The organism is Catellatospora tritici (assembly GCF_019083965.1).
In the GTDB taxonomy this organism is placed as follows: domain Bacteria; phylum Actinomycetota; class Actinomycetes; order Mycobacteriales; family Micromonosporaceae; genus Catellatospora; species Catellatospora tritici.
Genome location: NZ_JAHRCY010000023.1, coordinates 64747 through 87227, shown reverse-complemented (window position 1 = coordinate 87227; position 22481 = coordinate 64747). Strand labels below are relative to the sequence as shown.

Genomic DNA, 22481 nt, shown 5'->3' with positions numbered 1-22481 from the left:
TCCCGGCACCGTAGATCCCGTCCGGCTAGGAGACCCCCATGGGTGAACCCGCACCCGACCGGCTGGCAGACCGCTCCCGCAGCGATCACAGCCCGTGGAACTGGCTGCTGCTCGTCCCCATCGTGCTGCCGTTGATCCCCGCGTTCTTCAACACGTCCGACCCGAGCCTGCTGGGCTTCCCGCGCTTCTACTGGCAGCAGCTGGCGTACATCCTCGTCGGCGTCTGCACCACCACGCTGGTCTACCGGATGACGCGGAGGCGCTGACATGTGGCGTGACCATCTCACCGAGATCATCCTGTTCGCGGTGCTGTTCGTCGGCGTGAGCGCGATGGGCTTCGTCGCCGCCCGGTGGCGGCGCCCCGACACCATGGAACACCTGGACGAATGGGGTCTGGGCGGCCGCAACTTCGGCTCCTGGATCACCTGGTTCCTGGTCGGCGGCGACCTGTACACCGCGTACACCTTCGTCGCCGTGCCCGCGCTGGTGTTCGGCGCCGGCGCCATGGGCTTCTTCGCCGTGCCGTACACGGTGATCATCTACCCGATGTTCTTCCTGGTCCTGGTACGTCTGTGGTCGGTCTCGCACCGGCACGGCATGGTCACCCCGGCCGACTTCGTCCGGGCCCGGTTCGGCTCGCCGACGCTGGCGCTGCTGGTGGCCATCACCGGCATCGTGGCGACGATGCCCTACATCGCGCTGCAGCTGGTCGGCATCGAGGCGGTGCTCAAGACGATGGGCGTGACCGGCGAGTCCACCGTGGCCCGGCACGCGCCGATCATCATCGCCTTCGCCATCCTCGCCGCGTACACGTACCAGTCCGGCCTGCGCGCCCCCGCGCTGATCGCGTTCGTCAAGGACGCGCTGATCTACATCGTCATCCTGGTCGCGGTGTTCTGGCTGCCCGCCAAGCTCGGCGGCTGGGGCGCCATCTTCGGCGCCGCCAAGGCCAAGTACGACGCCAGCCCCGCCCCGAGCGACGGCCTGCTGCTCAACGCCAACAACCAGCTCCAGTACGTCACCCTGGCACTGGGTTCGGCGTTGGCACTGTTCCTCTACCCGCACTCGGTCACCGGGGTGCTCGCCTCACGCAATCGGAACGTGATCAAGCGGAACATGTCCGCGCTGCCCGCGTACTCGCTGCTGCTGGGGCTGCTCGCGATGCTCGGCTTCGCCGCGGTCGCGGCCAAGGTCAAGCCACTGGCCGGAGCCAAGGCGGGCACGGTCGACACCAACACCATCGTGCCGGTGCTGTTCGACCAGCAGTTCCCCGACTGGTTCGCCGGGATCGCCTTCGCCGCCATCGGCATCGGCGCCCTGGTCCCCGCGGCGATCATGTCGATCGCGGCGGCGAACCTGTTCACCCGCAACATCTACCGCGAGTACCTCAACCGCGACGCGACCCCGGCCCAGGAGGCCAAGGTCAGCAAGGTGACGTCGCTGGTGGTCAAGGTCGGCGCGCTGGGCTGCATCGTGCTGCTCGACCCGCAGTTCTCCATCGACCTGCAGCTCATCGGCGGTGTGATCATCCTGCAGACGCTGCCGTCGGTGGCGCTGGGCCTGTTCACCCGCTGGCTGCACCGCGGCGCCCTGATCGCGGGCTGGGTCGCGGGCATGGGATTCGGCATGTGGATGCTGTACCAGATCGCCAACCCGGCGACCGGGCGCGCGCACTTCGCCGGATCGGCGTTCCCGCTGTCCAAACTGGGCTTCGACACCCCCATGACGATCTACGCGGGACTGGTCGCGGTGGCGGTCAACCTGCTGGTCGCGGTCCTGTTCACGCTGGTGCTGCGGGCGGCGAAGGTCGCCGACGGCACCGACGCCACCAAGCCCGACGACTACTTCGTCGACGAGGACACCCCGCGCGGGGACGCCCAGCGCGGCGATCTCGCCGACGAGGGCGAACCGGTCGCGGTGGCCTGACCTCACCCCCGGTCCCGTCCGCGCGGCCCGGCGCGGACTTCCGGCACGAAACGGCGATCTCCACCCGGAGATCGCCGTTTCGTGTTCCCACTCCACCCACCGACCCACCGACCCACCGACCCACCGACCGGCCGACCGGCCGACCGGCCGACCCGCCCCGGATGCTGCAGTTTCGGGGAAAGTGCAGGAATCTTGCGCTGCTTTCGTGCAGTTTCCCCGAAACTGCAGCAACGAACCGCGAGCGCGGCGGTGGGTGGGGTCGAAGTGGGTGCGTGGGTTACTGGAGGTAGCTTTCGACCTGGGCGATATCGGCGGGTTTGGCGTCGTCGGGGTTCTCGCCCGCGTCGCTACGGGCCCGACGGCGCCGCAGCAGGTCCCAGCACTGGTCCAGGGTCTGTTCGAGGTCACGCAGGCGCGCAGCCTCGGTCTCCGGGTCGATCGACCCCTCCACGCGCCGGGTCCGCAGCTGGTGCTCCTCGGCGACGAGGGAATCGATGCGCTCGAGGATCTGCTTCTCGTTCATGACTCCAGCCTTCCACGCACGCCACTGTCGCGCCGCCGTTCGCTCGGCCCCGCACCACCCGCCCGCTCCCGGGGCCGCCGACTGGGACCGGGGCGTCAGCCACAATCGAACCGGCACCCGTCCCCGTCCCCCGGAGGTTCAACGTGATCATTTCGACCCTGCCCGACCTCGGCGGACGCGCGTTCGAGGTACGCGGCCTGGTGGTCGCGCACGCCATCCTCGGCGCGCTCGGCGGCGGCAACACGCAGAAGATGGTGCAGCAGCTCATCGACCAGGCGGCACGTTTCGGCGCGGACGGGATCGTCGACGTCAGGACGGTCATGGGCGGCGACTCCGGCCACTGCGTGATGACCGGAACCGCCGTCAAGCTGGTCTAACCCAGATCCGGGTGCGGCAGGTAGCGGTCGAGCGGCAGCGTGTCCGGCTCGCTGGCGGCGAAGACGTCCATGTCGGTGACGAGGAACCCGTACCCCAGCAGCAGCGGCAGCACCGGGTTCGGGCCGAACACGGTGAGCCGTGCCGCCGCCAGGTCGCGGTGTGCGGCCAGCGCGGCGAGCACGGCGGCGGCGCAGTCCTCGGGCGTGGCGCCGCCCGCCGGACCGAGCAGGAGTTCGTCGCCGACGGTGCGGACGAGGGCGTAGCCGTCGCCGGTTCGCCAGGCCGAGACCTCGGGCAGCTCGCCATACCAGGTCAGGTCGGCCGGGCGGGCGCCGCCTGACGCGACGGCGTCGAGGTCGGTCAGGTCGGCGGCGGTGACGCGGAGCGCGGGCGGGGACGGCGGCAGCGGGGCGAGGCGGCCGCTCAGGTACAGCACCGGGCAGCGCGGGAGCAGGCCCTGCCGGGTGTACAGCGCGATCGCGCGCGGATCCGACGAGGCGAACGTGACCCTGGGCGCGCCGGCGGGCAGCAGCCGTGCGAGCAGCGCCTGGCCGACGCCGCTGGACTGGTGTTCGGGCAGCACGAACAGGTCGGCCAGGTGGGTCAACGCGCCCCTGGACGTCGTACCCCCGAATCCGACCACGGCGCCGTCGCGGACCCCCACCCAGAGGCGCCCGTTGTCCTGCTCGCGGTCGAGATAGTCGGGGCGGCGCGGCCAGTGCGCGAGGTTGCCGAAGCGGTCCGCGACGGCGCGTACGCCGGGCAGGTCGGCGGCGGTGGCGGGGCGCACGGTGGGCACCCGGCCAGGCTAGCGTGACCGGATCGGTCCGGTGCGGGGCATGATGGTGCCTGTCACCAGGGCATGGGCCCGGGAAGGATCGACGGCATGACCAGAGCACTCATCGTCGTGGACGTACAGGAGTCCTTCCGGCAGCGGCCGCTGTGGCGGCTCGTCGACAACCCGGCCGTGGTGGACCGGGTCGACCGGCTGGTGCGGGCCGCCCGCGCCAACGGCGACCTGGTGGTATGGGTCCTGCACAGCGAACCGGGCACCGGCGGCGTGTTCGACCCCGCCTCCGGTCACGTCCGAGTCATGGACGGCCTGGACCCGCTGCCCGGCGAACCCGTACTGACCAAGACCGTGCACAACGCGTTCACCACCACCAACCTCGCGCACCTGCTCACCACGGCGGGGGTGCGGCACCTGGTGCTGTGCGGGCTGCGCACCGAGCAGTGCGTGGAGACCACCACCCGGGTCGGCTCCGACCTCGGCTACGAGATCACCTTCGTCACCGACGCCACCGCCACCTTCCCCATCCCGCACCGGGACCTGCCCGCCGACGCCGACAACGAGCAGATTCTGGCCGATCCGCGCACGCTGCCCGCCGCCGAGATCGCCGCCCGCACCGAGTACGCCCTGTCCGGCCGCTTCGCCACCATCGCGACCACCGCCGAGCTGACCGAACGGGAACCCGCCCGCGTATGACCGAGGTCGTCTTCCTGCTCGTACCACGGCTGCACCTGCTCGACCTGGCCGGTCCGGCCCAGGTCTTCTCGACCGCCGCCGATCTCGGCTACGGCTACCGCCTGGCGTACGTGGCCGAGCAGGAGGACGTCCCCACCCACCAGGGCGTACCGCTACGCGCGGGCCTGGACTGGCCCGACCTCGGCCCCGACGACCTGATCGTGGTGCCCGGGTGGCGCTCGCCGGAACTGCGCACCACCGGGCCCCTGACCGGGGCCACCCTGGCTCGGCTGGGCGCACACCACGCCCGGGGCGGCACCGTGGCCAGCGTCTGCGCGGGCGCCGACGCGCTGGGCCGGGCCGGGCTGCTCGACGGGCGCCGCTGCACCACGCACCACGACCTGCAGGAGGAACTGGCCGTGCGGTACCCGTTGGCGTGGGTCGTGCACGACGTGCTGTACACGGTGGACGATCGCGTGGTCACCTCGGCCGGGATCGCCAGCGGCATCGACCTGGCGCTGCACCTGGTGGCGACCCGGCACGGCCCGGCCGCCGCGGCCCGGGTGGCGCGGGAGATGGTCGTCTTCGCCCGGCGCAACGGCGACGAACCGCAGGCCAGCGCGATGCTGCGACACCGGGGCCACCTCAGCGACGCTGTCCACCGGGCGCAGGACCTGATCGACACCCGGTTCACCGAACGGCTGCCGCTGCCGGAACTGGCCGCCTCCTGCGGAGTCAGCAGCCGTACGCTGACGCGCCTGTTCGCCGCCGCGACCGGGCTGACCCCGCTGCGCTACCAGCACCTGCTCCGGGTGGAACGGGCCGAGCACCTGATCGGACACGGGGCCACGGTCGAGTCGGCCGCCCGTACGGTCGGCTTCGAGGACGCCCGCATGCTGCGTCGCCTGCGCTCACGCGGGCCGGCGGCCGGTTGAGTCACGGGCGATAGGGTGCTCGCATGACCGGTTCCGCGCTGCAGGCCCTCGTCGCATCCGGGGTCGACCACCGGGTGATCCGGCACGGCCCGGTGCGCAGCCTCGCCGAAGCGGCGGCGGCGCGCGGAGTGGCCGTCCCCGACGTGGTCAAGACGATCGTGGTGCGACGCGGTGCGGACGACTACCTGTTCGTGCTGGTGCCCGGCGACCGGGTGATCTCGTGGCCGAAGCTGCGTGCGCTGCTGGGCGTCAACCGGCTGTCCATGCCCGACGCGGCCGAGGCGAAGACCGCCACCGGGTACGAGCGGGGCACCATCACGCCGTACGGCTCGGCCCGCCCGTGGCCGGTGCTGGCTGATGAGCGGCTGCGCGGCCGGGAGATCACGCTCGGCGCGGGCGAGCACGGCGTGGCGGTCGCCGTCGACGCCGACATCGCCGTCACGAACCTCTCCGGCACCTTCGCCGACCTCACCGACCCCGAACCCACCCCCTGACCCCGTTCCCCCACCCCACCCCACCCCACCCCACCGCGTCGCCGCGCCGCGCCGCGGGTGCAGTTTTGGGGAAAGTGCAGGAATCTTGGGCTGCTTTCGTGCAGTTTCCCCGAAACTGCACGATCACCTCCCGCGCGCCCCGCGCGGGCGGGCCGAGTTGATCACGGGCGTGGGGTGGGGACACGCCGTCGAACACCCATAAGTTCATGATCGACGGGTTATCGGAGGGCGTGGGCGAGGCGGCGGGTGCCTTCCTCGAGGTCGTCGGGTGGGGCGGCGGCGTAGGTGAGGCGCAGGTGGGGGGCGGGGGGTTCGGCGGCGTACCAGGGGCGGCCGGGGAAGACGATGACCTGTTCGGCGGCGGCTTTGGCGGCCAGGGTGACGTCGTCGGTGCCGTCGGGCAGGCGTACCCAGAGGTGCAGGCCGCCGCGGGGGACGCCGACAGGGGTGACGGTCGGCAGGTGGCGGCGGATCGCGTCGAGCAGGGCGTCACGCCGGGCGCGCAGGGCCGAGCGCAGGGTGCGCAGGTGGCGGCCCCAGGCGGGGGCGGTGACGAACTCGACCGCGGCCTGCTGCAGCGGCCCGGAGACGTAGAAGTCGTCGAGCAGGCGGCCCGCGCGCAGTCGCGCCCCGGCCGGGCCACGGGCGCCGATCGCGGCCACCCGCAGGCCCGGCGCGGCCGCCTTGGTGAGTGAGCGCAGGTAGACGACGTGCCCGTCGAGGTCGTCGGCGGCCAGCGGGGGCGGCGGATCGCTCTCGATGGCCAGGTCGCGGGCGTAGTCGTCCTCGATCAGGAACGCCCCGGCGGCCCGTACGGCGTCCATGACGGCGCGGCGCCGGTCGGGGCGCAGCGTGGCGCCGTGCGGGTTGGCGTACAGCGGCTGGCAGTAGAACAGGCGGGCGCCGGTCCGGGCGAACGCGGTGGCGAGCTGGTCGGGGCGTACCCCGTCGGCGTCGGCGGGCACCGGCACCACCCGCAGTCCCGCCGCCCGCGCCGCCGCCAGCGCCCCCAGGTATGTCGGCGACTCCACCAGCAGCACGTCCCCCGGGCTGCTCAGCACCCGCAACGCACTCGACAGCGCGGCCTGGCCGCCGGGGCAGATCACCATGTCCTCGGCGCGCAGCCCCGCCCCGGCCTCGCGGGCGAACCAGGCCCGCAGGTCCTCGCGCCCCTCGACCGGCCCCCGCGCCCAGGCGGCGGGTTGCCGGGCGGCGCGGGCCAGGGCCGCGCCCAGCGCCGCGACCGGCTGCAGCGCCGGTTCCAGGTATCCGCCCGACAGCGCGATCGCGCCCGGCTGCAGTATCGCCAGTAACGCCTGCATCTCCTGCTCCCCGGCCGGCGCGGGGCCCAGCGCCACGGTCTGCCAGGACAGGTCGGCGGCCTGCGCGTGGCCGGGCCGGGCCGCGGCGTAGGTGCCCTTGCCGGGCCGCGCCTCCACCACCCCCTCGGCCACGAGCTGCCGGATCGCCTGGGCGACGGTGACCGGCGAGGCCTGGTGCCGGGCGGTGAGCTCGCGCACCGAGGGCAGCTGCGCCCCGGGGGTGGCCGCCGTGGCGTGCTCGCGCAGATCTTGGATAACGCGAGCGACTGCGTTACTGTTACCCATGGGAGACAAGAGTAGCGCTACTGTCGCGGCCCCGGTAACAGCGGGCACGTCGAAAGGCACGGCGGAAGGCACTACGGACCGCACCGCCGGGCTGGCGCTGGGCGCGCTCGGCGTGCTGGCGTTCAGCATGTCGCTGCCCGCCACCCGCACCGCCGTGCAGGAGCTCGATTCGTGGTTCGTCGCGTTCGGCCGGGCGGTCGGCGCCGGACTGCTGGCCTGGGGATACCTGCGGGCGACCGGCGCGCCCCGGCCCAGCCGAGCCCAGTGGCGGCGGCTGGCCGTGGTCGCCCTCGGGGTCGTGGTCGGGTTCCCGCTGTTCACCTCGCTGGCGCTGACCGCGCAGACCGCCGCGCACGGTGCGGTCGTCGTCGCGCTGCTGCCCGCGATCACCGCCGTGTTCGCGGTGCTGCGCGCGGGCGAGCGGCCGCCCCGGGCGTTCTGGCTGGCCGCGTCGGCCGGGCTGGTCGCGGTGGTCGGGTTCCTCGCCGCCGGCGGGACGGTGCGCGGTTCGCTCGAGCTTGCCGACCTGTACCTGCTGGTCGCGGTGGTGCTGTGCGGTCTCGGGTACGCCGAGGGCGGCGCGCTGGCCCGCGAGCTCGGCGGCGCCCGTACCATCTGCTGGGCTCTGATCGTGGCCCTGCCCGTCACCGTGCCGGTGACCGCGCTCGCGGCGGTCGTCCACCCGCCGCACGCCTCGGCCACGGCCTGGGCGGGGTTCGGCTACGTCACCGTGATCTCCATGTTCCTGGGCTTCTTCGCCTGGTACACGGGGCTGGCCCGGGGCGGCGTCGCCCAGGTCGGCCAGGTCCAACTGGCCCAGCCGGTGCTGACGCTGCTGTGGTCGGCGCTGCTGCTGGGCGAACCGGTCGGCCCGGCCGCTATCGTGGCTGCCCTGGCCGTGCTGGTCTGCGTGGTGCTCACCCAGCGCACCCGCGCCGCCGTCACGGTCCGACCCGCCGCCGCGTCGGCCATCTGAGAGGAGCCGGTCATGTACGTGCCCGCCCACTTCGCCCCCGACGACACCGCCGTCGCCGAACTGCTGGCCGGGATCGGCGCCGTCGACCTGGTCACCGCCACCGAGCAGGGCCCGGTCGCGACACTGCTGCCGATGCTGTACGACCGTCCCGACGGCCTGCCGCACGGCCGTCTGCGCGGCCACCTGGCCCGCAACAACGACCAGTGGCGCCGCCCGGTGCTCGGCCAGGCCCTGGCCATCGTGCGCGGCCCGGACGCCTACGTCAGCCCCTCCTGGTACGCCGCCAAGGCCGAGCACGGCCGGGTGGTGCCCACCTGGAACTACGTCACCGCGCACCTCTACGGCGAGCTGGTCGTGCACGACGACCCGGCCTGGGTCGGCGCGCTGGTGCGCGAGCTGACCGACCGGCACGAGTCCGACCGCGCGCACCCGTGGTCGGTCGACGACGCCCCGGCCGCCTACGTCGAGGGCCAGCTGCGCGCGATCGTCGGGGTGGAGCTGCTCGTCTCCCGGATCGAGGCCAAGTTCAAGCTGAGCCAGAACCGGTCCGACGCCGACATGCGCGGCGTCGCGTCCGGTTTGGACGACCTCGGCGCGCACGAGGTCGCCGAGGCCATGCGGGGGGTGTTCCGGCCCGGGGCGGGTGACTAGAGTCGAGGCTCCTGACCTCCGCACCGTGCCCGCGGTGCACCCCCCGGGAGGAAACCGATGGCCCGCTCCACCCGTCTGCTGCTGATCATCGGGGTGGTGCTCGTCCTGCTCGGCGGCGGCGCCTACGCCGGTGTGAGCCTGCTGCGCGCACATGTCGACGACGCGATCCCGCAGGCCGACCTGTTCGGCCCGAGCGACGCCCCGACACCGTCGGCGCCTGGTTCGCCCAGCCCCAGCCCGAGTCCCACCCCGCCCGCGGGCGCGGACATCAAGGGCCCGCTGAACATCCTGATCGTCGGCGTCGACACCCGTGAGGCGCAGAAGAGCTGGCCGATCCACGGCGACGCCGTCATGATCCTGCACGTGAACGCCGACCTGAGCAGTGGCTACCTGACCTCGCTGCCGCGCGACCTGGTGGTGCGGGTGCCCGCGTTCAAGCCGTCGAACTACGGCGGCACGGCGCACACCAAGCTGACCCACGCGATGACGTTCGGGGGGCGGGTGCCCGGCACCGGCCGGTTCGACATGGCCCAGGGGTTCCAGCTGATGGCCAAGGCGGTCAGCGGGTACACCGGGATCGCGCGGTTCGACGCGGGGGCCGTCATCACGTTCACCGGCTACCGCGACCTCATCGACGCGATGGGCGGCGTCGACATCTACGTCGACCAGAAGGTCGTGTCGATCCACCGGCAGCCCGACGGCAAGCTGCGGCCCCCGTGCCGCGGGTGCGACCACGGGTACAGCGGGCCGCGGGCCACCTACAACGTGGGCGTCATGCACATGCGGGGCTGGCAGGCGCTGGACTACGGACGCCAGCGCTACACCACCGGCAGCGAGTACACCCGGCAGCGGCACCAGCGGCAGCTCATCAAGGCGATGGCGGCCAAGGCGTTCAGCGGCGACCTGCTCACCAGCCCGGGGCGGTTGGAGGCCATCCTGCAGGCGCTGGGCAAGACGATCGTGTTCGACGGACGCGGGCACACCCCGTCGGCCTGGGCGTACGCGCTGCGCAAGCTCACCCCCGCCAACATCACCCTGGTCGGGCTGCCCGGCCACGGGGTGTACAGCGGCGGCAAGTACCAGGGTGAGGCGTTGGACTCGGTGCAATCGACGTACTTCGCGGCGCTGCGCAAGGATCAGCTGGCCGGATGGGTCAAGACGCATCCGAAGCTGGTCAACGTCGATCCGCGCGCCTGATTCGGTAGGTTGACCGGGTGGAGACGACCAAGCAGTTGCACATGCGCGACGCCACCGCCGCCGACGTGCCCGCGGTGGTGGCGCTGGTCGAGTCGGCGTACCGGGGCGAGGCGAGCCGGGCCGGGTGGACCACCGAGGCCGACCTGCTCGACGGGCAGCGCACCGACGCCGACGCGGTGACCGGGATGATCGGCGCCGACGACGGCCGGGTGCTGCTGTTCGAGCGCGACGGCACCCTGGTCGCCTGCTGCCACGTGCAGCGCCGCGAGGGGTACGCCTACTTCGGCATGTTCTCGGTCCGCCCCGACCTGCAGGGCGGCGGCGTAGGACGCGCCGTACTGGCGCGGGCCGAGCTGACAGCCCGGCAGGACTGGGCCGCCACCGAGATGCACATGACGGTGCTGGTGCAGCGGGACGAGCTGCTGGCCTGGTACGAGCGGCGCGGCTACCGCCGGACCGGGCAGCGCTACCCGTTCCCGTATGGCGATCCGCGCTTCGGCCTGCCCAAACATCCCGATCTGGAGTTCGAGCTGCTGGTAAAGCCGCTTTGACCGGTTCCGGGGTACGAAATGTCACCCCGGATGCACGGAGGGTAGGCGGCCTACCCACCCTCGGTTACGGTCGGGGCATGACCAACCCGATCGCCGACATCTGTGTGCCGGAGTTGGGGCGGCGGGTCGACCTGCTCGACTACCAGGACATCGACCAGAGCGCGCTCGACGTGTGCACCCTCACCCTCACCCTCCGCCAGCAGTACCGCCGCGCACTACTCGCCCGGGACGAGGCCGCCGCGGCCCTCGTCCACCACCATGACTGGACCCCGGCCGACGTCGCCGAGGTGATCTGCGGCCACCGCGCCCACGCGCACCGCGCCGCCACCATCGTCGAGTGGCCGGGCCTGCCCGACGCCGACGGCACCGAACAGGACCTCCACGAACGCCAGCAGATCGTCACCGACCTGCACGACCTGCTGGAACGCGCCTACGACCAGGCCGCCCGACTGCTGCCCGCGGCCCGGCTGGACCGCTTCCTGCCCGAAGCGCCCACCGACCGAGTCGCCCACTGCGCGCACTGGCTGCGTTTCCTGGAGGGCTACCAGGCCACCAACGACGCCTCGCGCATCCTGTACGCGGCGGTGCTCGCCCGCCACCACGGCTGGCCCGAGACGACCGTGGCCGAGCTGGCCGGGGTCACCGTCGACGAGGTGCGCGCGGCGATGGCCGCGGCCGAGCAGAGCCCGCCGTCGGACGCCGACAGCATCCTGCTGGAACGGATGGCGCAGCTGGCGTGGGCGCTGGATTACAACGTCGGACGGCTGACCGCCCTGCGCGACGAGGCGGTGCGCGACTGCCGCGACGACGGTGTGCCCTCGCAGATCATCGCCGCCCACGTCGGGCTGCCCGACCAGGTGCGCGTGGCCGCGACCGTCTGAGCGCTACAGGTCCTTGGCGAAGCAGACCGAGAGCTCCCAGGTGTCGTACGGCGGGTAGTTGGGGATGGCGACGAACCCGGCGCGCCGGTAGACGGCGATCGCCTCGGGTTGGCGTACCCCCGTCTCCAGCTTGAACCGGGTGCACCCGGCCCGCCGCGCCACCGCTTCGGCCTGGCCCATCAGCAGCCCGGCGACGCCGCGCCCGCGCTGGTCGGGCCGCACGTACATCCGCTTCAGCTCGGCCTCGGCGCCCAGCAACTGCACCGCGCAGGTGCCCACCGGCTCGTCGGCCGCCAGGACCAGCAGGAACACCGCATCGGTCAGCACCTGCGGATGGTCCAGCCCCACCTCTTCGGGGTAGCGCCGGTCCATCTCGGCCTTCATCGCCGCCACCAGCGGCGCCACCCGCGGGTCGGTGCCCGCGGTCTCGACGACGGTCAACTCGTCCACGGTCATGGCATGACTCCCAGCAGGTCCAGGTGATTGTCCAGGGTGCGCACCAGCAGCTCGGGCGGGTAGGTGTGCGGGGTGGTGACCGCGTACACGGCCAGGCCGTCCAGCAGCGCGACCAGGCCGCGCACCCGCAGGTCGAGATCGGCTGGGGGCCGCGGGTACGCCGCGCGCAGCAGCCCGGTCAGCCGCTCGATCCAGGAGGCGTGCCGCCGGTCGTGCTCGGCCCGCAGCACCGCGCTGCTGTGCGCGGCGATCAGGAAATACGCCCACACCGTCGTCAGCAGCAGCCGCTCGGCGTCGAGCGGCAGTCCCTCCAGCAGCACCGCCCGCAGCCGCTCGCGCGGCCCGACGCCGACCGGCAGCGCCTCGATGCGCTCGGTCATCCGCCGGTGCATGATGTCGCGGGCATGCGCGAGCAGGGCCTCCTTGTCGGCGAAGTAGTGCGCCACCCGGCCGGTGGTGCACCCGCCCGCCTCGGCGACCGCCCGCAGGGTCAGCCCGTCGAGGCCGCGCTCGCCGACCACCTGCCACACCGCCAGCGACAACTCCGCCCGACGCTGCTCGTGGTCGACCACCCGCGGCATCCGCGCACCTCCGTTACATCACAGCCGTTACACCACCTCACGGCCGTTACATCACAGCCGTTACGTAACAGACGTTACGCTAACAGCGCGGGCAGCGCCTGTCCAGACGGGGCCATAGCCTGTCCAGACGGGGCCATAGTTGAGCCATGACGAAGATCGGGGTGCTGCTCTACCCGGGATTCACCGCCCTCGATGCGGTCGGTCCGTACGAGGTGCTGTCGCGCCTGCCCGACTCCCGGGTCGTCTTCCTCGCCCACCAGGCCGGGCCGGTCGTCGCCGACACCGGCTCGCTGACGATGACCGCCGACCTCGCCCTGGCCGACCTGCCCGAACCCGACATCGTCGTGGTCCCCGGCGGCCTGCACGGCACCTTCCCCGCCGCCCACGACCCGGTCCTGCTCGACTGGCTGCGCACCGCCCACGCCACCAGCACCTGGACCGCCTCGGTAAGCACCGGCGCGCTGCTGCTCGGGGCCGCCGGACTGCTCGACGGCAGGCAGGCCACCACCCACTGGGCCGCCCACGACGCCCTGGCCGTCTACGGCGCCGCCTACGTGCCGCGCCGGGTGGTGCGCTCCGGGCGCATCATCACCGCCGCCGGGGTCTCCGCGGGCATCGACATGGCCCTCGAACTGGCCATCCTCGTCGCCGGGCGGGAGGTCGCCGAGAGCATCCAACTCGCCCTCGAGTACGACCCCAGCCGCCGTTCCCGGCGGGCTCCCCCGCCACCGCCTCACCCGAGGCGATGGCCCACGCCACCACCCTCCTCCGCAGCGAAACCCTCCCCTGACCGGCGCAAGGAAGGGCCCCTTCTTATCGCTTTCCGTAGTAAAAGGGCCCCTTCTTAACCTCGGATCAGGTGGGGCAGGAAGCGGGCGGTGGTGTCGGTGATCAGGCCCGCGGTTTCGCGGATGCCGAGGCCGGCTGGTTCGCCGTCGACGACCCACGCGCCGAGCACCGTACGGTTGCCGCCGAACTCCGGCAGCGCGTGGAACGCCTGGTAGCACAGGCGCTCACCCGGCTGCGCCGCCGTGCCGACCGTGTGGCCCGGGGTCACGATGCGCACGCCCGCACCCTCGCGCCCCAGCAGCGGCTTCTCCACGTAGCCGAACACCGCCAGTTCCCGCGGCCCGTCCAGGTACGCCGGGAGCAGGTTCGGGTGCCCCGGGTGCCGCTCCCACAGGATCGCCAGCAGCGCCTTGTTGGTCAGCAGCAGCTTCCAGGCGGGCTCGATCCATCTCGGCCCCTGCCCGGCCAGCGCCAGGTCCAGCACGTGCCCGCCGAAGTCGTCGGTGACCAGCCACTCCCACGGGTACAGCTTGAAGATCGTGTTGATGGTCCGGTCCTGCTCGTCGACGAAGCGCCGCAGCACCGGATCCCAGCCGATCTCCTCCACCGGCAGCAGCGTGCCGTGCAGCCCCGCCTGCTCGGCGCACTCCTGCAGGTACGCCGCGGTCATCAGGTCCTCGCCGATCTCGTCGGCCAGCGTGTACGCGAAATGCACCGGCCCGCGCGGCAGCGACCCCGCGTGCCGCCGCCACACCTCGACCAGCCGCTCGTGCAGCGAGTTCCACTGGTCGCAGCCTGGGTGCAACTGCTCCAGCCAGAACCACTGCGGCCCGGCCGCCTCCAGCAGCGAGGTCGGGGTGTCGGCGTTGTACTCCAGCATCTTCGCCGGACCCGAGCCGTCGTAGCGCAGGTCGAACCGGCCGTAGAGGCTGATCTCGGTATCGCGCCGAGCCCAGGACCGCTCGATCAGCTCGATCACCCGCCGGTCGGTGATGCCGAGGTCGGCGTACCGGCCGGACTCGACCACGTGCCCGGCCGCCTCGACACACATCTCGTGCAGCTCGGCGACGGCCTCCTCCAGCGCCTCCACCTCGGCGAGCCCGAACTCGTAATAGGCGGATTCATCCCAGTAGAGGTCGTCCTGTCCGCGCGGGATCGCGTAAACGAGCCCCTGCGACTCGACGATCTCGCGCCAGCCCTCGCGGGGCGCGCAGGTGACGCGACGCATCAGCCGCCGCCGAAGAATCGACCACCGAAACCGCCGCGCGTGTACGAGCCGCCGGTCGCCTTCGTACCCTTACCACTGCTGGAGCCGCCGTAGTACCAGCGCGCGCCGGTTCCCCCGCGCTCGCACCGGCTGTTGTCCACGACCGTCCTGGTCGCGTCCACGCACTGGCGGTTCTGGCCGAACGCCCCGAATCCGCAGCAGGCCAGCGCCAGCGCCCCGACCACCCCGAACGCCACGTACTGCGAACGCTTGAGACCCGGCTTCGGCCTCGACGCGGACGTCGAGCGCAGCGCGATCTGGCGACGCTGGCGCACCGCCCTCGACCTGCGCTTCTTCTTCCCCGATGTCATGAGCGGGCAGGCTACAAGGTAGACGCAACCTGGCGGTAATCATGTACGGTCTGCGGCCGTGACGAACGTACTGCACGGACTGGTCGCCGCGACCGCCTTCGCCGCCGTGGGCGTGCTGCTTCTGCTGGGTGGATTCCTGCTGGTCGATCTACTGACCCCGGGTCGACTACGGCACCAGATCTGGGCCGAGCGCAACGCCAACGCCGCGGTCTTCCTGAGCTCCGCACTGCTGGGCATCGGCGCGATCTGCTTCACCTCGATCATCACCACGTACGACGACCTGATGGTCGGCCTGTTCTCGACCGCCGTCTTCGGCGTGCTCGGGCTCGTACTGATGGCGGTGGCGTTCCTGATCGTGGATCTCGTCACACCCGGCAGGCTGGGCGAGATTCTGGTCGACGCCATACCGCACCCGGCGGTGTGGATCAGCGCCGCCACGAACGTCGCGGTAGCCGCGATCGTCTGCGCATCGATCTCCTGACCCCCGCCACCCGGCGCCCCGGGCCCGCCCCCGCGCGGGGCGCGGAGCGCGGGACGCACGGGGGGCGGGGCGCGAGACGCACGGGTTGCGTGCAGTTTCGGGGAAAGTGCTCGAATGGCGGCCATGATTCGTGCAGTTTCCCCGAAACTGCACGCACCATCGGGCGTCGTCCGACAAGTGCGGCCCGACATTTCGGGATAATCGGGCGGTGGTGCCCTGGAATGCGCGGCTCGTCGCGCGGCTCGCCCCGATCGTGTGTGCCGTGCTCGCCGCCGGGGTCTTCGTCGTGACGACCGGAGCAGACCGGGGTCCGCAGCCGCCGATGCTGGTCGGGGCGGGCGATATCGGCAGTTGCACCAGCGAAGGCGACAAGATCACCGCAAAGCTGCTGGACGACATCCCCGGCACGGTGTTCACCCTGGGCGACAACGCGTACATGTCGGGCTCGCGCAGTCAGTTCCGGCAGTGCTACGCGCCCTACTGGGGCCGCCACCGCGATCGCACCCGGCCCGCCGTCGGCAACCACGACCTGCTCACCGACCAGGGCGCGCCGTACTACGACTACTTCGGCGCCGCGGCCGGGGCGGCCGGTCAGGGCTGGTACTCCTACCGGGTCGCCGACTGGCTGGTGCTGGTGCTCAACTCCAGTTGCGACGTCGTCGACTGCTCGGCCGACGGGCCGCAGGCACACTGGCTGCACCGGGTCCTGCGGCGGGAGCAGGCGCGCTGCGCGGTCGCGATGTGGCACCACCCCGTGTTCACCTCCGGCGGGATGCACCAGCCGGAGCAGCGCCTGCTGCCGATCTTCCGCGAGCTGTACGACCACGGCGTCGACCTGCTGCTCACCGCACACAACCACAACTACGAGCGGTTTGCCCCGCAGAACCCCGACGGCGTACGCGACGACGCGGGCGGGGTGCGCGAGTTCGTCGTCGGCACCGGCGGCGCCTCGCTGTACCGGTTCCCCGACCGCGCCGCCGCCAATTCCGAGGTCCGCGACGACCGCACGTTCGGCGTACTGAAGCTGACCCTGCACCCGGACGGGTACGACTGGGAGTTCGTCGCCCAACCCGGCGCGGCTTTCACCGACACCGGCGCGGGCCGCTGTCACTGACCGGCCACCACCTGCGGCGTCCCCCGTTCGAGGTAGCCCGGCCGTGACCCGGGTTCCTCCTCGGATTCGCGCTATCCATTCACCGCCCTCGGCCGCCACCTGCCATGACCAGGTAATCCACCGGGGGTGAATCCGACGCGACAGTCTCGGTCCACAATGGACCGCTGTTTCATTCTCCCGGCCGAGCGCGCAACCTTCTTGTTCGAATTCGGTAACAGTCGATAGATTCAATCCATCCGCTACAACTAGTGATGGAGGTGTCACGATGCGTCGTAAGAGCATCGTACGTCGTCTCGCAATCGCGGGCGCTGCCACTCTGGCCCTGGCCGGAGCCTCGCTGGCCGTCGCCAGCCCGGCCCAGGCCACTCCGGCCGACTGCACCTCGCTCCTCGCCGCGCAGGGCTACGGCGGCGTCGAGTACGGGCTCGCCTGCACCCTGGGCGACATCTCGTACACCCTCTGCGCCACGCCCCTCGGCGTGCTGGGTGTGCCCCCACTGACGGCCGACCTCGCGTGCCGACTGGCCGCCGCCTGATCGGACCGTGAGTAAGCGTGCGGCCCTCGAACATCCTGGGTCCGAGGGCCGCACCGTTCCAATGTAGTTGAGCACTCACCTTTTCAATAGCGACGACTACTTCAGGGTGATGGTCACCGGCCTACTACGGTCCGAGCCGACCCGGCCGATGAGCTGGTAATCCCCCTCGTCGGGCACCGGCCCATCGGGAATCCGGTGGTGGTTTTTGCGCACGCAATCGGTGCTCGACTTCCCGTTCCACACCGTCTGGAAGACTCGCTCGTAACCGGGCGGGAACTTGGCCAGCAGACTGCCGTGCAGCGCACCGCAGTCGTCGGAGGACCAGACCCCGCGCTCATCCTGGAGCAGCCGCAGCTCCTGCAGATCCGCGCCCACGTCACGCGAACAGGTCCGCTTCGAGGAGTTCTTCACCTTCAGCGCGATCGTCAGCGGCGCCCCGGCATCGAGACGGGTCCGTGCCGGCACCGCGGTCACCGTCAGCTCGCCGTCGGTGCACAACTTCGGGTCGAGCTTGACCGGCTTGGGCGCCGCCCCCGCCTCGCTGGCATAGCGCACCCGGTAGATCTTCGCCTTCGCCGCGTACGGCCCCGCGGCCGCGTCGTCGGGGTACAGCGCGGTGAAGTACAGCCCGTCCACCCCCGCCGCCAACCCCGCCACACTGGACTTACCGTTGCCGTTGTACTCCACCAGCGTCTTCGGCTCGCCCACCTTGCCGTCGGCGTCGAAGCTGAACTCGACGATCCGCTTGCCGCGCACCTGCGGCCCCGTCGCGTACGTCGGGCCGCTCTCGGAGACGAAGGCGTGGTCGAACTTGTCCTTCGGGAACCCGGCCGTCTGGTTACCGTCCTGCTGTACGAACGTGATGTTCACCGGCCCATGCGCGACACCCCAGTTGTAGAGCGCCTTCTTGCGCATCGCACTGTCACCGGCATACCAGCCGTAGTCCGCGCCCCGGGTCACCCGGGCGAACCGGTCCACCGACGGCCCGTTCTCCACCGAGTAGTGCTGCCCATCGGCGGCCCGCCAGGCGCCCCCGAACGGGTTGCGGAAGCCCGACGCGTACACGTAGTCCTTGGCCTTGATCCCGTCCTTGGCGTCGTAGAACGGGTTGTCCTCCGGGGCGCTGCCGTCCAGGTTCAACCGCAGCACCTTGCCCCGGAACGAGTCCAGCTTGCGCGCGGTCTTCGGCTCGAACCCGTCGGCCATGTGCACGTACAGCTTGCCGTCCGGGCCGATGGTCAGGTTCGACACCTGGTGCGAGGCCTCCTGCGCCTCGTCCTTCATGTCGAGCACCGTCGTCGCCTTCGCCGCCGTGAAGCCGCCGTCGTCGCTGTGGAACCGCACCACCTTCGGGTAGAAGTGCGCGCCCGAACCCGACCGGTACAGCATCGAGGCGAACACGTCACCGCTGGTCGGCTCCACCACGATGCCGGTCAGGCCGATCTCGCCGTCGCCGGGCACCTTGCGGCCGCGCGGATCGAAGTTCAACAGATCCTTCGCGTACGTCCCGACGGTGAAGTCCCCGCGCACCACCTTGATCTGGCCGTACAGCTCGGTCACGTAGAACATCGGTTTGCTCGGGGCGCTCGCGTGCGCCGACACCATCGCGATGTTCACCGGCAGCGAGAACCCCGACGCCACCTCCTCCACCACGTACCCGTCCTGGAACGTACGCCAGATCGGCGCCCCCGGCAGCGGCTTGAGCTGCGCGTCCGTGCGGAACGTACGCACCGACCATGGGCCCCACTCGGCGCGCGGGTCACCGCTGCTGTCCCGGTGCCGACTGCGCACCTGCAACGCCGTCTCCGGCGGCAGCTCCGCCGCCCCGGCCAGCGCGCCCTGGAACACGCCGTCGCCCAGGTGCGCGTGCAGGCGCTGGGCGCCGGTGATGCACTCGGCCGCCCAGACCCGCTCGACCTGGGCCGGGGGCACCGTCCACACCTCCCAGTCGGTGCACCGGTGCTCGTCACGTACGTCCGGATCGGCGAACGGCTGCGCCTCCATGTGCAGGTCAGCGCCGCTGACCAACTGGCCGTCGGTGCTGGGCTCGCTGATGGTCGGCGCGAGCGGCGACAGATCCACCGGCCCGGCCGGGGCGGCCGGGCGCACCAGCGCCACGACCCCGGTGACAGCCATGACCAGGGCGAGGAGGGCCCCCTCACCAGTGAGGGCGACCTTTCGAGCATTCATGTTCGGCGTGATCTCCATCAGCGCGGGGGTGCTGATAACCGCGCCAGGCTACACGCCACAATTCGGACTTGTCCGAATAACACGCCCGCAAGGCCCGTGCCGCCCCGTTCCCCGACCGCCTCGTGATCCACCCCGGCCCCGCTAGCCGCAGTTTCGGGGAAAGTGCACGAATCCAAGCCCTCTTTCGTGCACTTTCCCCGAAACTGCGAGATCCAGTCGCATCCGCGCCGCCCGCAGGGCGGTAGGGGGCGGGTATTGGGTCATGCTGAGCTCGTCAGTGCTCAGGCCAGCGGGTTCAGCCCAACCTGCGTCTCCGGACCACCATGATCGCGAGACCGACCGCCAGAATGACCACCAGGCACCCCGCCCCGCCGATCAGCACCGTCCGCACCGGGAAGTCTGCACCCGGCGCCGCGATCCACGTCGGCACAGCCGCACTCGGCGTTGCGGCCGCCTTGGTGGTGCCCGGCGAGTTGACGTACGGCTCGCTGAGCGCGGCGACCAGGTTCGGCACTCCGAATCCATACATCGAATCGCGGCCGGCCGGGCCCTTGTCGGTCGCGGTGCCGGTCAGCCGCCGAACAACCTCCGCCGCAGGCATCGTCGGGTACTTCGCCCGAACCAGTGCCACCATCCCGGCGACGATCGCTGTCGAGTTCGACGTGCCGTCGGTGACGACTCTCCTGTTGTTCCTGGAGGCGGTGCTGATCGCCTCCGCCGGAGCCGACAGGAGCACCTCTGGACCCGTCACCGAGTCCGCCCAAAGCTTGCCGTCCACGCCGATCCCGGACACAGCGACCACGCCCGGGAAGGCTGCCGGATACTCCACCGTGGACTTCCTCGGCTTGTTCCCCACAGCCGCGACGATGACGATGTCATGGAGAATCGCCTTCTCCACCGCCTGCTCCAGAACCAGGTCACGGTCCTGGTGTGCCGCCGAAATAGAAATGACCTTGATGTCGTGGTCGATCGCCCACTTGATGGCGGTTCCCATGGCGGTGGGCGAACTCGATGCGGAATCCGCATACCGCAGTGAAACGATCTTGGCCTTCGGGGCGATGCCCTGGATCCGACCGTGCCCGATGATCAGGCTGGCCATGGAGGTTCCGTGCCCGTCCTCGTCCACCAGACCATCATCAGACAGCGGCAGAAAGCTCACGTCGATGCCGGGCTCCACGGAGCCCTTGATGTCCGGGTGATTCGGGTCCACTCCAGTATCGATGAGCGCAACGCGGACGCCTTCGCCCTGGCTGATCTTCTGCGCCGCGGCGATGTTGAGATACTTGAGGTACCACTGGCCATCCGAGATACCGTCGGCCGCTTGCACTGGCGCTGTGATCGTCGAGAATCCCCACACGATCAACGAGGTCGTCGCCATTGCCCACATCCGGCGACGGAACGGTGTCATCACGATCTCAGTCCGTCCTTCTCGTGATCTTTACTTTGAGATCCTGGCTCCAGGGTGTCGCAACGTCGGCGAACCAGTCGACAAATGCCTCGTCCTGGGCAGCCACCTCGTCCCGAGTCGCTGGAACAGAGGCAGGCGGAAGGCCCTCGATGACAGCAGGAACTCCCTGCTCAACGTGCCAAAGCATGTCCCGACGTCCAGCGCGGCCACTACCACGTCCGCCCTGTGGGCTCGGGCCGCCAACCGGACTGGCGAACGGCATCATTCCAGCACTCGCGGCACCCCTACCCGACCCGCCTGCGGACTGGGCAAATCCCGTTGCCCCGGGCACCGGCATCGGGGCGATCCATCCCCCTTGGCCCACTCCCGGCCCCGGCAGCACATAGGCGCCGCCGCCCGGCGCGTACGGATTGCCAGGCGGAACGGGGAGGACCGACACCGGTGAGCCCGGAACTGCCGGTACAGGTGGAGGAAGTGCTTCCAGATCGGGACCGCCAGGCGTCACGGGGTCGTAACCAGGGACCGGCGGCGGGCCGCTGGGTCGGCTGACCCGGACCGGTGTTGGGCCGCCAGTCCGCTGTCCTTTGTCACCGCCGTCGCCCTCGTCGACCTCTTTCTCGGGTCCCGACTGAGCTTCGTGGTAGTCGTAGATCTGGGGAACGATGATCCGACGGCGGTGGTCGGCGACCGCGACCTCGGCGTCGGTCATCGCCTGGCGGGCTTGGTCATTCAGTTTCTCCGCCGCGTGATCCCACCATTCCGGCAGCCAGTCGGACGTTACGCTGTCCCATTGTTCTTTGAGCGGTGCGACTTGTTCCTTGGCCGTCTTGAGCGCCGAAAGCACCCCGTCGAGACCACGCGCTGTACCCACAGCGGCATAGGCGTTCTCGCGCATCGCGAGAATCAGACGATCCAGAAAACTGAAGAACTCGTCTGCCGCTGGAGAACGTTCCGGATCCCAGACGTCGATGAGGCTGTTGCGCATCCTCACCAATCGATCGTGATGCTCCGCGAGCAGTTGTCCGAGGCTCTCCCAGCCCTGTGCTTGCTTCCAAGCGAGCGGATCGTCCTCGGTTCGCACGGAATCCCACATTCGCGGAACATCGAAGGCACCCCAGAATGTGCACACTGCCTGGATCTCCGGCTGCGTCGTGAAGACGGTCCGCACGGGAGCGACGAACTCACCGTTGACCACCGCGGGGTTCAGCGGTGCCATCACTGGTCGTTTCTTCTCGCTCATGCGAATTCGCCCCGGTGCGGTTCCGTGGCGGCGGGCAAGATCAGCTTCGCCGTGACGATCGCATCCAGCAGGGTTTTCTCGATCGCCTCGATCTGCTCCGCAGTGCGCAGGTCGGCAGTCGAGTAGTTCTGCAGCACCTGCTGCATCGCCTCTGCCAACACCTGCGCCGCTTCGACCTGGCGAGCGCTGTTGACTCTCGCACGTTCAAGTGCCATCGCCATCTGCTGGCGGCTCGCCACGACCTCGCCGCCGACCGTATGTGCACCGAACCGCAGTCCGTTGTGTACTTCGTTCTCGGCTTTCGCCACTCCGGGCCGCAGCCCGTGCTCGACGTCCGACTTCAGCAACTCGGCGAACATCCGTAGTTCGCCGAGGTCTACGGACACCCTGGGACTACCCCCGCTGCCCATGAAACCCTCCCCGCCTCCATGGATCAGCACGGAGCGTATCGAACTCAGACGGCAGCGTCGATGTTGTCCACAGGCAGGAATCCGGTCCACCGGCAGAACCGGACACGAGTAGGGC

26 protein-coding genes are annotated in these 22481 nt (G+C 70.8%); 15 read left to right on the top strand and 11 right to left on the bottom strand.

Annotation, left to right across the window (positions count from 1 at the left end; translation table 11 throughout):
* The first annotated feature begins 38 nt into the window (after positions 1-38).
* Together KUA19_RS34790 and mctP are read left to right on the top strand one after the other, a co-directional pair.
* Positions 39-266, top strand: a complete 228-nt coding sequence (locus tag KUA19_RS34790; RefSeq protein WP_217403070.1) for a DUF3311 domain-containing protein — start codon at positions 39-41, stop codon at positions 264-266.
* Between the two features lies 1 nt (position 267).
* The gene (gene mctP, locus KUA19_RS34785; RefSeq protein WP_217403067.1) at positions 268-1926 is read left to right on the top strand and encodes a monocarboxylate uptake permease MctP; all 1659 of its coding nucleotides are present in this window, start codon (positions 268-270) and stop codon (positions 1924-1926) included.
* A gap of 277 nt (positions 1927-2203) precedes the next feature.
* Here mctP and KUA19_RS34780 read toward each other — a convergent pair whose 3' ends face one another.
* Positions 2204-2449 carry a DUF2630 family protein gene (locus tag KUA19_RS34780; RefSeq protein WP_217403065.1) on the bottom strand — a complete coding sequence of 82 codons (246 nt, stop codon included), beginning with the start codon at positions 2447-2449 and terminating at the stop codon, positions 2204-2206.
* 143 nt (positions 2450-2592) lie between these two features.
* Between KUA19_RS34780 and KUA19_RS34775 the strand changes: the two genes are divergently transcribed.
* Positions 2593-2826, top strand: coding sequence for a hypothetical protein (locus KUA19_RS34775; protein WP_217403064.1), 234 nt, complete (start codon positions 2593-2595; stop codon positions 2824-2826).
* On the opposite strand, the gene KUA19_RS34770 is transcribed toward KUA19_RS34775, so the two are convergent.
* Positions 2823-3626, bottom strand: a complete 804-nt coding sequence (locus KUA19_RS34770; protein ID WP_217403063.1) for a GNAT family N-acetyltransferase — start codon at positions 3624-3626, stop codon at positions 2823-2825. The genes KUA19_RS34775 and KUA19_RS34770 overlap by 4 nt on opposite strands.
* 87 nt (positions 3627-3713) lie before the next feature.
* Between KUA19_RS34770 and KUA19_RS34765 the strand changes: the two genes are divergently transcribed.
* Genes KUA19_RS34765 through KUA19_RS34755 form a run of 3 tightly spaced genes read left to right on the top strand, consistent with a single transcriptional unit; the run spans position 3714 to position 5721 of the window.
* Positions 3714-4313 (top strand): cysteine hydrolase family protein, encoded by a 600-nt coding sequence (locus KUA19_RS34765; protein WP_217403062.1) that lies wholly within the window; start codon positions 3714-3716, stop codon positions 4311-4313.
* Complete coding sequence (locus KUA19_RS34760) at positions 4310-5227, top strand: GlxA family transcriptional regulator (RefSeq protein WP_217403061.1); 918 nt, start codon at positions 4310-4312, stop codon at positions 5225-5227. The genes KUA19_RS34765 and KUA19_RS34760 overlap by 4 nt, the downstream gene beginning before the upstream one ends.
* A 23-nt stretch (positions 5228-5250) precedes the next feature.
* On the top strand, positions 5251-5721 hold the full coding sequence (locus KUA19_RS34755; RefSeq protein ID WP_217403060.1) for an aminoacyl-tRNA deacylase: 471 nt from the start codon (positions 5251-5253) through the stop codon (positions 5719-5721).
* A gap of 218 nt (positions 5722-5939) precedes the next feature.
* On the opposite strand, the gene KUA19_RS34750 is transcribed toward KUA19_RS34755, so the two are convergent.
* Complete coding sequence (locus tag KUA19_RS34750) at positions 5940-7328, bottom strand: aminotransferase-like domain-containing protein (protein WP_217403059.1); 1389 nt, start codon at positions 7326-7328, stop codon at positions 5940-5942.
* On the opposite strand from KUA19_RS34750, the gene KUA19_RS34745 reads away from it, so the two are divergent.
* The 5 genes from KUA19_RS34745 (at position 7327) to KUA19_RS34725 (ending at position 11584) form a co-directional block, all read left to right on the top strand.
* On the top strand, positions 7327-8304 hold the full coding sequence (locus KUA19_RS34745; RefSeq protein ID WP_217403057.1) for a DMT family transporter: 978 nt from the start codon (positions 7327-7329) through the stop codon (positions 8302-8304). The two genes, KUA19_RS34750 and KUA19_RS34745, sit on opposite strands and share 2 nt — an antisense overlap.
* Positions 8305-8316: 12 nt before the next feature.
* Positions 8317-8955, top strand: coding sequence for an FMN-binding negative transcriptional regulator (locus KUA19_RS34740; protein WP_217403055.1), 639 nt, complete (start codon positions 8317-8319; stop codon positions 8953-8955).
* Positions 8956-9012: 57 nt separating this feature from the next.
* On the top strand, positions 9013-10152 hold the full coding sequence (locus KUA19_RS34735; protein ID WP_254550567.1) for an LCP family protein: 1140 nt from the start codon (positions 9013-9015) through the stop codon (positions 10150-10152).
* A gap of 17 nt (positions 10153-10169) precedes the next feature.
* The gene (locus KUA19_RS34730; protein ID WP_308167823.1) at positions 10170-10703 is read left to right on the top strand and encodes a GNAT family N-acetyltransferase; all 534 of its coding nucleotides are present in this window, start codon (positions 10170-10172) and stop codon (positions 10701-10703) included.
* Positions 10704-10780: 77 nt separating this feature from the next.
* Entirely contained in the window at positions 10781-11584 is an 804-nt protein-coding gene (locus tag KUA19_RS34725; RefSeq protein WP_217403053.1) for a hypothetical protein, read from the top strand.
* A 3-nt stretch (positions 11585-11587) separates the two neighbouring features.
* On the opposite strand, the gene KUA19_RS34720 is transcribed toward KUA19_RS34725, so the two are convergent.
* The gene (locus KUA19_RS34720; RefSeq protein WP_217403052.1) at positions 11588-12040 is read right to left on the bottom strand and encodes a GNAT family N-acetyltransferase; all 453 of its coding nucleotides are present in this window, start codon (positions 12038-12040) and stop codon (positions 11588-11590) included.
* Entirely contained in the window at positions 12037-12621 is a 585-nt protein-coding gene (locus tag KUA19_RS34715) for a TetR/AcrR family transcriptional regulator (RefSeq protein WP_217403051.1), read from the bottom strand. The genes KUA19_RS34720 and KUA19_RS34715 overlap by 4 nt, the downstream gene beginning before the upstream one ends.
* Before the next feature lie 146 nt (positions 12622-12767).
* On the opposite strand from KUA19_RS34715, the gene KUA19_RS34710 reads away from it, so the two are divergent.
* Positions 12768-13469 (top strand): DJ-1/PfpI family protein, encoded by a 702-nt coding sequence (locus KUA19_RS34710; protein WP_217403050.1) that lies wholly within the window; start codon positions 12768-12770, stop codon positions 13467-13469.
* Here KUA19_RS34710 and KUA19_RS34705 read toward each other — a convergent pair.
* Both KUA19_RS34705 and KUA19_RS34700 read right to left on the bottom strand, forming a co-directional pair.
* A complete protein-coding gene (locus KUA19_RS34705) occupies positions 13466-14638 on the bottom strand; it encodes a glutathionylspermidine synthase family protein (protein ID WP_217403049.1) in 1173 nt (390 codons plus the stop codon). The genes KUA19_RS34710 and KUA19_RS34705 overlap by 4 nt on opposite strands.
* The gene (locus tag KUA19_RS34700; protein ID WP_217403048.1) at positions 14638-14988 is read right to left on the bottom strand and encodes a hypothetical protein; all 351 of its coding nucleotides are present in this window, start codon (positions 14986-14988) and stop codon (positions 14638-14640) included. Before KUA19_RS34700 ends, KUA19_RS34705 begins: the two co-directional genes overlap by 1 nt.
* Before the next feature lie 58 nt (positions 14989-15046).
* Here KUA19_RS34700 and KUA19_RS34695 point away from each other — a divergent pair, with 58 nt between their 5' ends.
* The 3 genes from KUA19_RS34695 (at position 15047) to KUA19_RS34685 (ending at position 17118) form a co-directional block, all read left to right on the top strand.
* Positions 15047-15469, top strand: a complete 423-nt coding sequence (locus tag KUA19_RS34695) for a DUF350 domain-containing protein (RefSeq protein ID WP_217403046.1) — start codon at positions 15047-15049, stop codon at positions 15467-15469.
* A gap of 208 nt (positions 15470-15677) precedes the next feature.
* Positions 15678-16583, top strand: coding sequence for a metallophosphoesterase family protein (locus KUA19_RS34690; RefSeq protein WP_217403045.1), 906 nt, complete (start codon positions 15678-15680; stop codon positions 16581-16583).
* A 265-nt stretch (positions 16584-16848) separates the two neighbouring features.
* Positions 16849-17118: a hypothetical protein gene (locus KUA19_RS34685; protein ID WP_217403044.1), complete on the top strand. Its 270-nt coding sequence runs from the start codon at positions 16849-16851 to the stop codon at positions 17116-17118.
* A 96-nt stretch (positions 17119-17214) separates the two neighbouring features.
* Here the strand turns inward: KUA19_RS34685 and KUA19_RS34680 are convergent, their stop codons facing one another.
* The 4 genes from KUA19_RS34680 to KUA19_RS34665 form a co-directional block, all read right to left on the bottom strand.
* A complete protein-coding gene (locus KUA19_RS34680; protein WP_217403043.1) occupies positions 17215-19308 on the bottom strand; it encodes a PQQ-dependent sugar dehydrogenase in 2094 nt (697 codons plus the stop codon).
* A 295-nt stretch (positions 19309-19603) separates the two neighbouring features.
* Entirely contained in the window at positions 19604-20716 is a 1113-nt protein-coding gene (locus tag KUA19_RS34675) for a S8 family serine peptidase (RefSeq protein ID WP_254550581.1), read from the bottom strand.
* A 7-nt stretch (positions 20717-20723) separates the two neighbouring features.
* The gene (locus KUA19_RS34670) at positions 20724-21956 is read right to left on the bottom strand and encodes a hypothetical protein (protein ID WP_217403041.1); all 1233 of its coding nucleotides are present in this window, start codon (positions 21954-21956) and stop codon (positions 20724-20726) included.
* Positions 21953-22315: a hypothetical protein gene (locus KUA19_RS34665; protein WP_217403040.1), complete on the bottom strand. Its 363-nt coding sequence runs from the start codon at positions 22313-22315 to the stop codon at positions 21953-21955. Before KUA19_RS34665 ends, KUA19_RS34670 begins: the two co-directional genes overlap by 4 nt.
* Between the last annotated feature and the right edge of the window lie 166 nt (positions 22316-22481).